This window comes from Leucobacter sp. G161 (genome assembly GCF_001482305.1).
GTDB lineage: Bacteria > Actinomycetota > Actinomycetes > Actinomycetales > Microbacteriaceae > Leucobacter.
Genome location: NZ_LOHP01000090.1, coordinates 1 through 11,679, shown reverse-complemented (window position 1 = coordinate 11,679; position 11,679 = coordinate 1). Strand labels below are relative to the sequence as shown.

Here is an 11,679-nt window from a genome sequence, read left to right as displayed (position 1 = left end):
AGCGCGCGAATTACCCTGGCGTAGCCGACCCATCCGACGAGGGCGAAGGCGGCGATGATGCCGGTGGCCCCGGCCCCGACGGCGAACACGATCGCGATGACGAGCACGTAGAACGGGAACGCGATGACAGTGTCGGTGACGCGGGAGATCACCCAGTCGGTGCCGCGGCCGAAGTAGCCCGAGACGAGACCCGCGGCAACGCCGACGATGAACGGGGTGACCGCGGCGGCGAGCGCGATGCCGAGGTCGACGCGGGCGGCAAAGAGCACCCGTGAGAACACGTCGCGGCCGAGCTGGTCGGTGCCGAAGAGGTGTTCGGCGGAGGGTGGTTGCAGGCCCGCGGTGAGATCCTGCGCGGTCGGCGAGTGCGGCGCGAGCCACGGTGCGAACGCGGCAACCAGCGCAATGAGGGTGACGAGCAACGCGCCCGCGACGAAGGTGCGCGAGCCGAGCGCGCGCCGCCAGCCGCTCATCGCGCCCTCCGCAACCGCGGATCGATGAGCGCCGACAGCACCTGGGCGGCAAGCGTGACGATCACGACGAGCACCGCGCAGTACAGCGCGACGGCCTGCACGACGGGGAAGTCGCGGCTCGAGATCGACTGGAACAGCAGCGTGCCGATGCCGTTGATACCGAACACCTTCTCGACGACGAGGGTGCCGCCGATGAGGTAGGCGAGGTTCACGCTGAGCAGGTTGAGGGTGGGCAGGGCGGCGCCCCGCAGCACGTGTCGCCAGCGGATCGTGCGCTCGGGCACGCGGGCGGCGCGCAGCGTCGTCACGAACTCCGCCTCGGTGACCTCGAGCAGTTGCGCGCGGAGCGAGCGGATGAGCGGGGGCGCCATGCCGAGCGCGACGGCGAGCGCCGGGAGGAACAGGCTGCGGAGCGGTTCGAGCGGTGCGTCTCCGGGGCTGCCGACTCCCCCGACCGGGAACCAGCCGAGGTTCACGGCGAACACGATGATGAGGAGCAGGCCGATCCAGAACAGCGGCATGCCGAGCGCGACGGTCGGGATGATGCGCACGAGCTGATCGATCCAGCCGCCCGGCCGGTGCGCGGCGGCGAGCGCGAGCGGCACGGCGATGAGGATCACGAGCAGGAGCGCGAGCGCGACAATGCCGAGGCTCACGGGTGCGCGGGAGAGCACGAGCTCCGCGGTCGACACGCCCGTGAGCAGCGAGTCGCCGGTGTCGCCCCGGGTGAGCACGCCGCCGAGGAAGTCGAGGTACTGCCGCCACAGCGACGCGTCGAGGCCGAGGGTGGCGCGCAGCTCGGCGATCGCCGCCGGGGTCGCCCGGTCGCCGAGGATCATCACGGCCGGGTCACCCGGCACGAGCCGCAGCAGGAAGAACACGGCGGTGACGACGCCGAGCATGACCGGCAGCACCGTTCCCAGGGTGCGCCCCAGGACACGGCCGAGCACGCTGAGCATCGCTGTCGCTCGAGATTTGGGGGCCGCCGGCACGCCGCTCATGTTACCGGCAGCGGAGCCCGGCGGCCGCGTGCGCGGGCTACTTCGCCTCCACCCAGGCGTCCTGGAATCGGACCGTGCCGTTCGGCAGCGACTCGAGTCCGTGCACCTTGGCCGTCGTGCCGTGCAGGTTCGGCGAGTAGTACACCGGGATGTAGGGCACGTCGTTTCCGAGGATCTCCTGGATATCGAGGTAGATCTGCTCACGCTCGGGGCCGTCGGGCGTCGTGCGGCCCTCGTGCATGAGCTTCGTCACTTCGGGGTTGGTGTAGTGCGTCCAGTACGAGTTGCTGAAGCCCTCGGGGTCGGCCTGGAAGGTGATGAGGCCGTTCGGGTCGGGGGCGTCGGACTGGCCCGAGTTGATCATGAAGTCGTAGGCGAAGGCCTGGAAGCGTTCGCGGAACGCGGCGAGGTCGATCGACTCGATCTCGACGGTGATGCCGATGCCCGCGAGTGACTCCTGCACGATCTGCGCGATCTGCGCACGCGCCGAGTTGCCGCTCGGGATCAGCATCGTCGCGGTGAACCCGTCTGCGTAGCCCGACTTCGCGAGCTCCGCCTTCGCGGCGTCGATGTCGTGCGCGAGCTCCGGGGCGCCGTCGTTCACGTCGGCTGCCGAGTACTCGATCGCCGGCGGAATGAGCGAGGAGGCCGCGCGTGCGGTGCCAAAGGTCGTCGCCTGCGCGATGCCCTCGAGGTCGAGCGCGTGTGCGATCGCCCGGCGCACGTTGCGGTCAGCGAACTCAGGCTTCTGCGTGTTGAAGAAGATCTGCTCCATCGCCCACGAGTCGCTCTTGAGCAGCGCGGTGCCCGATCCACTGTCGACATCCGCGGCGTTTGCGGCCGGCACCTGTTCGATGGCGTCGATCTGCCCGGCGTTCAGGCGCTGCAGCAGCTGATTATCGTCGGCGACGAAGGCGTAGACGAGCTCGTCGAGGAGCGGCTTGCCCTCCTGCCAGTAGTGCTCGTTCTTCACATAGCTCAGGTCGCCAGACGGATCCCACTCGCTCACCGCGAAGGGTCCGGTGCCGATGGGGGCCGCGAGGAACTCCTCCTCGGTCTTCCCGCCGAAATCGGTCGGCATGACGCCCGAGGCGAAGCTCGTGAGCTCCGAGAGGAACGGCGTGTACGGCTCGGTGAGGGTGATCGTCACGGTGCGCGCGGCATCGTCAGTCTCGATGGTGTCGATGGGGGCCGTGAGCATGAGCGGGCCCTCCTTCGCGCGGTTGCGGTCGAGCGAGAACTTGACGTCGCCCGCGGTCACGTCGGTGCCGTCGGAGTACTGCAGCCCCTCGCGCAGGGTGAACGTGTACGTCTTCCCGTCTTCGGAGATCTCGTGGCTCTCCGCGAGCCAGTCGATGATCTTGCCCTGTTCGTCGAACGACACGAGGGTTTCGAAGACCTTGTCGATCGCGAACGCGTTGTTCGCGGTGATCTGCGTGTGCAGGTCAAGGTCGTTCGCGCTCGCGAGCCTGCCGTAGGTGAGCGTGCCGCCGGCGGTGGGGGTGTCGCCGCCGGCCTCTCCCTGCGCGGCGGGGGCGCAGCCTGCGAGGGCAAGGGCGGCGACGATGCCGAGGGCAAGGGCGGCGCGCTGTGGGGCGCGGCGCGTGAATGACATGCTCATTGGATTCCTTTCGGCAGCCGCCGGGTCGCGAATACTCGCTCGCGCCATACCGCTGGCTGGTCTATACGACCAGGCTATGATCCCTACTCATGCTGGACCACACGTGCGCGGGGTCGGTGAACCACCGGCGGGCCGATCCGCCCAGTTACGCCGGGTAGACTGGATCGAGTGAGCAGTGTAACTCGATCCGCTAAGCAGGCCCGCACCCAGATGATGCAGCAGGCGGTGCGTGGGCTCTTCCACCTCACCGCGATCGCCGTGATCACCGCGTGGGGCTTCGTCGGCTGGGAGATGCCGTTCCCCGGCATCCTCGTCGGCCTCGGCCTGCTCGCACTGAGCGTGCTGCTCTGGGCGCTCTTCCTTTCGCCGCGCCCCGTGCTGGCGACGGACCGTTACGGGCGCGCACTCATTGAGCTCCTGCTGCTCGCCGCCGGCGTCGCCTCGATGCTCGGTCTCGGCGTGCACTGGATCATCGCCGTTGCCTTTGGTGTTGTCGGCGCAACGCTCGGCTTCATCGCCTCGATCCGCAGCAAGTAACGGGCGAGCGCGCACACTGGCGCTTCGCCGCTGCAGGCGTGGTCGCGCCGCGGCCAGAAGCGCTGAGCGGCCAGCAGCGCTCAGCGGCCAGCAGCGCTCAGCGGCCAGCAGCGCTCAACTGCCATGACCTCAGCGAGGTCATGAACGTTGTACCGCAAATTGCTCCTGACTTCGCTGAGGTCATGGCTTCTCAGCGCTCTTCTATGAGGGGAAACTCTCATTGCGCGAAGAGCCCGCAAACTGCATTCGCGCGCATGGAATTTCCGTGACGGGTGCGTGGTTGTACCATCCATGGAAACCTCACCGCACGCACGCACCGTCGCAGGTGCCACCGCCGAACAGCTCATCCTCGGACTCGACACCTTCGGCGACATCACGCTGCAGCCCGACGGTTCGCACACGCACCCCGCCCAGGTGCTTCGCGACGTCGTCGAGCAGGCGCAGCTCGCTGATGCCCTCGGCGTCGACGCAATCACGCTCGGCGAGCATCACCGAGATGACTTCGCGATCTCCTCGCCCGAGATCGTGCTCGGCGCGATCGCAGGGTCGACGAAGCGGATCCTCCTCGGCACCGGCGTCACCGTGCTGTCGAGCGACGACCCCGTGCGCGTCTATGAGCGCTTCGCGACGCTCGACGGTGTGAGCGGCGGCCGAGCAGAGGTCATCCTCGGGCGCGGTTCGTTCACCGAGTCGTTCCCGCTCTTCGGCTACGACCTCGCCGACTACGACACGCTCTTCGCCGAGAAGCTCGACCTGTTCTCGAAGCTCCGCGAGGAAGGCCCCGTCACGTGGGCCGGCCGCCACCGCAGCGCGCTCGTGAACCAGGGGGTGCACCCGAAGACCGAACACCCGGGCGGCGTCCCCGCGTGGATCGGCGTGGGCGGCAGCCCACAGTCGGTCGTGCGGTCCGTGCAGATCGGGATCCCGATGATGCTCGCGATCATCGGCGGCGACCCTGCCAGGTTCCTCCCGTTCGCCGACCTTTACCGCAGCGCGCAGCAGGAGCTCGGGCGCGACCCGATGCCACTCGGCGTGCACTCCCCCGGCCACGTCGCAGCCACCGACGAGCAGGCACGCGAGGAACTCTGGGAACACTTCGCCGCGAACCGCAACCGCATCGGCCGCGAGCGCGGCTGGCCCGAGGCGTCGCGCGCGGAGTTCGACAGCGAGGTTGACTCGGGGTCACTCTACGTCGGCTCACCCGAGACCGTTGCGAAGAAGATCGCGAAGACCGTGAGCACGCTCGGCGCCGACCGCTTCGACCTGAAGTACGCGAACGGCACCATGCCGCACGCGCAGCTCATGACGAGTATCGAGCTCTACGGCCGCGACGTCATCCCGCGGGTGCGGGAGCTGCTCAGCGCGTCGGAGGCGGTGCGCTAGCGTCGCGGCCTACGCGTCGCGCGTACGCCAGAGCAGCCACACGAAGTACGGCGCGCCGATGAGTGCGACCATGAGTCCTGCCGGGAGCTGGGCCGGGGCGATCACCGTGCGGCCGATGGCGTCGGCGACGCCGACGAGCACGGCGCCAAGCACGGCAGCGGTCGGGAGGAATCGGGCAGTCCGCGCGCCGACGAGTGCGCGGGCCGCGTGCGGGGCCAACAGCCCGACGAAACCGACCACGCCGACCGCTGTCACGCTCGCGGCCGCGAGCACTGCGGCGAGCGCGAGCAGGCCGAGCCTCGTGCGTTCGAGGTGCACGCCGAGGGCGCGCGGGGTGTCCTCGTCGAGTGCGATGAGGTCGACCTCTCTGCGCGCGCCGAGCACGAGCGGCAGCGCGATGAGCAGCACGATAAGTACCGGCAGCACCTGTCCGAACGAGCGGCCGTAGGTGGTTCCCGACAGCCAGGTGTAGATTGCGGGCGTGTTCCACGGGTCTGAGCGCAGCAGGAAGAACGTCGTGAGCGCGGTTGCCCCAGCCGAGACGCCGATGCCGATGAGCACGAGCCTGTCGGCACTGAGCCCGCCACGCCAGCTCAGCCCGTAGACGAGCGCAAATGCGAGCAGCGATCCGACGGTTGCGGCCGCGGTGATGCCGACGGTTCCCGTCAGGCCCGTGGTGACGGCGAGCACGGCGCCGAGCCCCGCTCCGCCGGTGATGCCAAGCAACCCCGGGTCGGCGAGTGGGTTGCGGCTCACGGACTGGGTGATCCCGCCAGCGAGCGCGAGCGCCGCGCCCGCGAGCACGGCTGCGATGGCGCGCGGGAGTCGTTCGTCGAGGGCGAGCGCGATGGGTGGCGGTGCGGATCCCTGGACCCAGAGGGCGAGGTCCCCGGTGCGGAGCCACGTGTTTCCGGCGAGGGCGCCGAGCAGCAGGACCCCGACGAGTGCGGCGCCGAGCACGGCGAGCGTGACCCAGAATCTGCGGGAGGAGCGTGCCGCGGCGCGCACCCGCGGCGGAAGCGTTGCGCCGCCGCGGAGTCCGCGCGCAAGGGTGACGAGCACGATGGCGCCGAGCAGGGTTGTGGCGACACCTGTCGGCACGGACACCGCGCCGGCCGCGCCGAGGATCGCCCGCAATACCGCGTCTGCCCCGAGCACGAGGATCGCGCCGATGACACCCGCGGCTGGCAGCCGGAGCGCGTGCTTCTCGAACGCTGGGACCCAGCGGGCGAGCAGCCTGGCGAGCACGGGCGCGCACAGCCCGACGAAGCCGATGGGCCCGGCGAGCGTCACTGCCACCGCCGACAGCGCAACCGCGAGCAGGATCCCGAAGGGCCTGGTCGATCCGGGCGGCACCCCGAGGCTGCGGGCGAGGTCATCGCCAAGGCGAAAGACGTCGAGCCGCTGGGCGAGCAGCATCGCTAGGAGCAGCGCGACCACGATCGCTGGCAGCGCACGAAGCGCGGCGTCGAGGTTGAGCTGCGACAGGCTGCCGCTGCCCCAGGCGAGGAGCCCCTTGGTCTCCTCCTGGAAGAGGATGAGGAGCGTTGACGTGAGCGCTTGGAAGGCAAGGGCGAGGGCGGAGCCCGCGAGTACGAGCCTGGTACTCGACGTGCCAGCGCCACCAGCGAGGCCGAGCACGATGCCGGCCGCGGCGAGCCCGCCACCAAATGCGAGGAGGCCAGACGCCCACAGGGGCACAGCGATACCGAACGCGGCGACCGCGGTCACCGCGAGGTAGGAGCCTGCGGTGACACCGAGGGTGTCCGGTGAGGCGAGCGGATTCCGTGCAAGGGTTTGCATGAGCACACCGGCGACGCCGAGCGCGACGCCGACGGCGACGCCCGCCGCGAGGCGCGGGAGGCGGGAGCCGAGCAGCACGTTGCGTGCGTCCTCGGTGCCACCGCCGGTGAGCACTGCGAGCAGGTCACCGCCGCCGGTGCCCGAGGTGCCCTGCGAGAGGTGCCACGCGCCGATGCACGCGAGCACGGCGATGAGGAGCGCGAGCGCGCCGCCCCCTCCGAATACGAGGGAGCGGCGGCTCGCGACCTGCACCGCCTGGGCGGTGTGTGTCACTCGCCGGCGGTCGGATCAGCGAGCACGGAGACGTATGCGTCGATGATTTGCTGCGCGGAGCGCGGGCCGCCGAACGTCCAAATGCCGGTCGGGAACGAGTAGACCCGGTCCTCGGCGACGGCGGGGAGCGCCGCCCACACCGGGTTCGTTTCGAGGGCTGAGGCGAACTCGTCTTCTGACGCTTCTTCGGTGGAGGTGTGGATCAGCATTGCGTCACCGATGGCCTTCATTCCTTCGATGTCGGTCTGCCCGAGGCCGTACGCTGCGTCGACGTCGCCGGTCCACGCGTTCGTGAGGCCGAGTTCTTCGCCGATCTCGCCGATGAGCGAGCCCTGCCCGAAGGGGCGCAGCGCGACGTTCCCGCCGTCGACCCAGCCGTCGAAGTAGACGAAATCGGTAGTGGCGAGGCCCGCGTCGGCGAGCGTGCCCTTCGCTTCTGCGAGGTGCGCGTCGAACTCCTCGAGCACCTCGGTGGCGCGAGCCTCACGTCCCGTCGCCTCGGCGATGAGCGAGAAGGTCGCTTCCATGTTCGCGATCGGGTCTGCGGCGTCGGCACCCTTCGTCGCGAGCACGGGCACCCCGTACGATTCGAGTTTCCCGATGATCTCGTCGTCGGCGGTGTATGCCTCGACGATGACAAGGTCGGGATCGGTGCCGAACAGTGCGTCGAGGTTCGGCTCCTGGCGGGAGCCGACGTCAACCGCGCCGTCAGGCAACTCGACTGCCGTATCCCAGGTGGTGAAGCCCTCGGCGTCGGCAACCGCGACGGGCGCGACGCACAGCGCCACGACGTCTTCGATCTGCTGCCATTCGAGCACGGCGACCCGTTTCGCGGGAGCGTCGAGGGAGACGCTGCGGCCGAAGGAGTCGGTGAGGTCGACGGCACCGGTGCTCGTTACGGTCGTGTCAGATTCACAGCCGGCGATCGCTGCCGCCGGGGCGTCGGCGTCGGCGCTGGGTACCGTCGTAGTGCCGCAGCCTGAGAGCAGCAGCGCGAGCGCGGCTGCGGGAGCGGCAACTGCCGCCAGACGAGCGGTGCGGCGGCGAATGGGCGAAGTGGAAGTGCTCATAGGGTGCTGAATTCTGGTTCGGGGCGGCGTGGTCGCTGCCGGTGTCGAGCGCGCGGAAGAACCCGTACGCGCCTGGTGTCCTCGTCGACGAGGGTGTCGATCTGGAGTCCGTACACCTCGGACAGGTGCTCGCCGGTGAGCACGTCTTCGGGAATGCCTGCGGCGCGTACGCGGCCCGCGGCGAGCAGCACGACGTCGTCTGCGACGCCCGCGGCCTGGTCGAGGTCGTGCAGCACGACCCCGACGGCGGTGCCGCGAGCGGCGAGGTCGCAGATGAGGTCGAGCGTGTCGATCTGGTGCTTGAGATCGAGGTGGTTCGTTGGTTCGTCAAGCAGCAGCACCCCGGTGTCTTGGGCGAGTGCGGTGCCGAGCCAGACGCGCTGTAGCTCGCCGCCCGAGAGCTGGTCGGCTGAGCGCTCGGACATCAGCGTGAGCCCGGTGAGTTCGAGCGCGGTGTCGACGGCCTCGCGGTCGCGGTCGCTGAGCCCGGTGAAGCGGCCGCGGTACGGATGCCTGCCGTAGGTGACGATGTCGCGCACCGAGAGACCGGAGGGGTGTGGGCGTGACTGCGAGAGCATGGCGACCTCGCGCGCGAATTCCTTCGCGCTCAGCGCGTCTGCGGGTCTCGCTGCCCCGTCTGGCGCGTCGATCGTGACGCTGCCGGATTCGGTGCGGTGCAGGCGGGCGATGGCGCGCAGCAGCGTCGACTTGCCGCTCCCGTTGGGCCCCACGAGCGCGGTCACGCGGCCCGGCCGAAGCGTCAGGGATGCGCCGTGCACGACGGAGGTGCCGCGGTAGCCGAGGCGCAGATCCGCCCCGCGAAGTGTCGATGCTTTCACAGTTAAGTAAGCGTAGCCTAACCTTGATCTGATGAATAGAGTGGTGTGTAATTCCCATGCCCCTCACAGCCCCTCAAGGAGCACTCCGCATGCCCGCACGCCAGCCCTACGACGCGTTCCTTTCCACGGTGATCCGTGTCACCCCGCTCAGCCCGCACTTCACTCGCATCACGTTCGGCGGCACCGAACTCGCCCACTTCGGCACGGACGGCCTCGACCAGCGCATCAAGCTACTGCTCCCCCGAGCAGACGGCAGCTTCCCCGAGCTCGGCCTCTTCGACGCCGAGCGCCCGGCGATGCAGGATTGGTATCGCCGCTGGCGTGAGCTCCCCGACCCCGAACGCAACGCGATCCGCACCTACACGATCCGCGCCGTGCGCCCCGAGGTCGCCGAGATCGATATCGATTTCGTGCTGCACGGCACCGAGGGGCCGGCGTCCGCGTGGGCGCAGCACGCACGCATTGGCGACGAACTCATCGTCATCGGACCCGACGCTCGGGCCACCGAACCCGCAGGGGGCATCGAGTGGAACCCCGGCGCGGCCCGCCGGGTGTTGCTCGCCGGCGATGAGACCGCGGCCCCCGCGATCTGCGCGATCCTCGAGTCGCTCCCCGCAGACTTCACTGGCGACGCAATCATCGAGGTGCCGGTCGCCGAGGACGCGCTTGCGGTGACCCACCCGGCGGGCGTGCGGGTGCGCTGGCTCGGCCGCGGCGACACCCCGCACGGCACGCTGCTAGAACCCGCGGTGCAGGAGTGGGGCGCGCTCCGCAGCGCCGCCGCGACGCAGACGGCTGTGGACGCGCATGCAGGCGCGGCCCCGGGCGCGGAGCCCGAGGCCGTCGACCCCGACGAGGTGCTCTGGGAGGTGCCCGAGGAGGTCGCTGGCGAAGAGTACGCCTGGCTCGCGGGCGAGGCGGGCGTGGTGACGCGGATTCGGCGGCACCTCGTACGCGATCTCGGCATCGACCGTCGCGCGGTCGCGTTCATGGGCTACTGGCGCATCGGCCGGGCCGAGGGTTAGCGCCGACCGGCGAAGAAGGATTCGACGAGCTGCAGCGTCGTACCGTCGGCGAGTGCTCCCTCGGAGAGCTCCGGCTCACTCATGAGGATGTCCCCGGCGGTCACGGCCGCAGCCGCCTGCGCGATCCGTTTCGTGATGCGCAGCGACCTGAAATCCTTCTGCCGGAGCTCCTCGACCTGCGCGAGCGCGGCCGCCATGAGCTCCGCCCGCGGCGCGACGATGTTGACGAGCCCGAATCGTTCGGCGTCGGTGGCGCTCATGTCCCTGGCGAACATGATGAACTCTTTCGCGCGGCTCGCTCCCATCGCTGCGACGAGCCGGGGCGTTGCGCCGTAGGTGAGGAAGATGCCGAGCTTGGTCTCTGGGAGGTTGAGCACTGCGTCGTCGGACATGAGCCGGAAGTCAGCGGTCATCGCGATCGCGAAGCCAGCGCCGTAGGCCGAGCCTTCAAGCACGGCGAACGAGATCTGCTCGAGCCCCTCGAGCTTCTGCATCACCTCCTGCGCCGAACGCTGCAGCGCGCGCACGGCGGCGCCAGCGCCGGCGCTGTCACGCAGCTCGTCGCGGAGCTCACGCAGATCTTGCCCCGAGGCGAAGATGGGACCCTCGCCCGCGAGGATCAGAAACCGCACGGCGTCGTTGCCGTTCAGCCAGTCTGCGAGGGCGATGAGCTCGCGGAGCATCTGGTTGCTCACCGCGTTCGCCCGGGCCGGCCGGGACAGCGTCGCGGTGAGCAGATCACCGTCGAAGGTCAGCTTGATGGTCTCAAATACTGGGAGTTCAGTCATGATCTGGTGCCTCTCCGCACGTGCTCGCTCGTCACTTCAGGCTATGCGTGACTGCGCAACACGTCAACAGTTTAGCGACAGACGATGCACAGTAGTCAGAACTGACTCGCGCGGGTGCCGGCCCCACCGGCGACGCCCCCTTCGTACGCTGCGCTGACGAGCTGCGCCCGGTCGCGGGCGTGGAGCTTCGCGAGGAGGCTGCCGATGTGTGTCGTCACGGTCTTCACCGAGATCGTGAATTCGGCGGCGATCTCGTCGTTCGACAGCCCTCGCGCGACGAGCCCGAGCACCTCGGTCTCGCGCGCCGTGAGCACGTCGAGCGAGCGGGCACGGCCGACACCGGGGCGACGCAGATAGTGTTCGACGAGGCCGGTGAGGATGCTCGGCGCGAACAGCGACTCCCCCGCGTGCGTGCGGCGGATCGCATCGCGCAGTTCGTCGGGGTGCGCGTCTTTGAGGAGGAACCCGCTCGCGCCGGCACGCAGCGCGCCGTACACGTACTCGTCGAGCTCGAACATCGACAGCACGAGCACCCGGCAGCCGGGGAGCTGCGGATCGGCGGTAATCTCGGCTGTCGCCTGGATGCCGTCGCCGTCAGGCATGCGAATGTCCATCACGACGACGTCGGGGCGGAGCTCGCACGCAAGCCGGGTGGCCTCGCTGCCGGTGGCGGCGGATCCGACGATTGTGAGGTCGGGGGCGGCATCAAGGATGAGGGCGAGGCTATGCCGGAGCAGCGCCTGATCGTCGGCGATGAGCACCCGAATGCCGGGGCCCGTGCCCGGCGCCCCGGCGCCAGCGCGCCCGGCGCCAGTGTCCCCGGCGTCAGCCTGCCCGGCGTCACCTACCTCGCCGCCGATCATCGC

Annotated in this window: 11 protein-coding genes; 3 read left to right on the top strand and 8 right to left on the bottom strand. The window is 69.6% G+C overall.

The genetic code is table 11. The features are described 5' to 3' along the window. The 3 genes from AUL38_RS15675 to AUL38_RS15665 all read right to left on the bottom strand — a co-directional run. A partial coding sequence (locus AUL38_RS15675) for an ABC transporter permease (protein ID WP_161937459.1) occupies positions 1-473 on the bottom strand: 473 nt, incomplete at its 3' end. Further along, complete coding sequence (locus tag AUL38_RS15670) at positions 470-1,474, bottom strand: ABC transporter permease (RefSeq protein WP_235590758.1); 1,005 nt, start codon at positions 1,472-1,474, stop codon at positions 470-472. The genes AUL38_RS15670 and AUL38_RS15675, both read right to left, overlap by 4 nt. Positions 1,475-1,511: 37 nt before the next feature. Further along, positions 1,512-3,089, bottom strand: a complete 1,578-nt coding sequence (locus AUL38_RS15665) for an ABC transporter substrate-binding protein (RefSeq protein ID WP_059063593.1) — start codon at positions 3,087-3,089, stop codon at positions 1,512-1,514. A gap of 174 nt (positions 3,090-3,263) precedes the next feature. On the opposite strand from AUL38_RS15665, the gene AUL38_RS15660 reads away from it, so the two are divergent. Both AUL38_RS15660 and AUL38_RS15655 read left to right on the top strand, forming a co-directional pair. Beyond that, positions 3,264-3,632 (top strand): DUF2568 domain-containing protein, encoded by a 369-nt coding sequence (locus tag AUL38_RS15660; RefSeq protein WP_153006631.1) that lies wholly within the window; start codon positions 3,264-3,266, stop codon positions 3,630-3,632. A 291-nt stretch (positions 3,633-3,923) separates the two neighbouring features. After that, positions 3,924-5,015, top strand: a complete 1,092-nt coding sequence (locus AUL38_RS15655; protein WP_059063587.1) for an LLM class flavin-dependent oxidoreductase — start codon at positions 3,924-3,926, stop codon at positions 5,013-5,015. 9 nt (positions 5,016-5,024) lie between these two features. Here AUL38_RS15655 and AUL38_RS15650 read toward each other — a convergent pair whose 3' ends face one another. From AUL38_RS15650 to AUL38_RS15640, 3 genes are read right to left on the bottom strand one after another with little or no spacing between them, the layout of a single operon-like run. After that, complete coding sequence (locus AUL38_RS15650; RefSeq protein ID WP_059063585.1) at positions 5,025-7,091, bottom strand: iron ABC transporter permease; 2,067 nt, start codon at positions 7,089-7,091, stop codon at positions 5,025-5,027. Beyond that, a complete protein-coding gene (locus AUL38_RS15645) occupies positions 7,088-8,161 on the bottom strand; it encodes an iron-siderophore ABC transporter substrate-binding protein (RefSeq protein WP_059063583.1) in 1,074 nt (357 codons plus the stop codon). The genes AUL38_RS15650 and AUL38_RS15645 overlap by 4 nt, the downstream gene beginning before the upstream one ends. Then, positions 8,158-9,000, bottom strand: a complete 843-nt coding sequence (locus tag AUL38_RS15640; RefSeq protein ID WP_235590757.1) for an ABC transporter ATP-binding protein — start codon at positions 8,998-9,000, stop codon at positions 8,158-8,160. Before AUL38_RS15640 ends, AUL38_RS15645 begins: the two co-directional genes overlap by 4 nt. An 89-nt stretch (positions 9,001-9,089) precedes the next feature. On the opposite strand from AUL38_RS15640, the gene AUL38_RS15635 reads away from it, so the two are divergent. Then, positions 9,090-10,025, top strand: a complete 936-nt coding sequence (locus tag AUL38_RS15635; protein WP_235590756.1) for a siderophore-interacting protein — start codon at positions 9,090-9,092, stop codon at positions 10,023-10,025. On the opposite strand, the gene AUL38_RS15630 is transcribed toward AUL38_RS15635, so the two are convergent. Together AUL38_RS15630 and AUL38_RS15625 are read right to left on the bottom strand one after the other, a co-directional pair. Continuing rightward, positions 10,022-10,813 carry an enoyl-CoA hydratase/isomerase family protein gene (locus tag AUL38_RS15630; RefSeq protein ID WP_059063576.1) on the bottom strand — a complete coding sequence of 264 codons (792 nt, stop codon included), beginning with the start codon at positions 10,811-10,813 and terminating at the stop codon, positions 10,022-10,024. The genes AUL38_RS15635 and AUL38_RS15630 overlap by 4 nt on opposite strands. Before the next feature lie 95 nt (positions 10,814-10,908). Further along, on the bottom strand, positions 10,909-11,676 hold the full coding sequence (locus tag AUL38_RS15625; protein ID WP_083506961.1) for a response regulator transcription factor: 768 nt from the start codon (positions 11,674-11,676) through the stop codon (positions 10,909-10,911). Between the last annotated feature and the right edge of the window lie 3 nt (positions 11,677-11,679).

Excerpts from the sequence above, each read along its gene's own strand:
- AUL38_RS15665 (WP_059063593.1), bottom strand. The coding sequence starts at position 3,089 with ATGTCATTCACGCGCCGCGCCCCACAGCGCGCCGCCCTTGCCCTCGGC.
- AUL38_RS15630 (WP_059063576.1), bottom strand. The coding sequence starts at position 10,813 with ATGACTGAACTCCCAGTATTTGAGACCATCAAGCTGACCTTCGACGGT.
- AUL38_RS15645 (WP_059063583.1), bottom strand. The coding sequence starts at position 8,161 with ATGAGCACTTCCACTTCGCCCATTCGCCGCCGCACCGCTCGTCTGGCG.
- AUL38_RS15625 (WP_083506961.1), bottom strand. The coding sequence starts at position 11,676 with ATGATCGGCGGCGAGGTAGGTGACGCCGGGCAGGCTGACGCCGGGGAC.
- AUL38_RS15635 (WP_235590756.1), top strand. The coding sequence starts at position 9,090 with ATGCCCGCACGCCAGCCCTACGACGCGTTCCTTTCCACGGTGATCCGT.
- AUL38_RS15670 (WP_235590758.1), bottom strand. The coding sequence starts at position 1,474 with ATGAGCGGCGTGCCGGCGGCCCCCAAATCTCGAGCGACAGCGATGCTC.
- AUL38_RS15655 (WP_059063587.1), top strand. The coding sequence starts at position 3,924 with ATGGAAACCTCACCGCACGCACGCACCGTCGCAGGTGCCACCGCCGAA.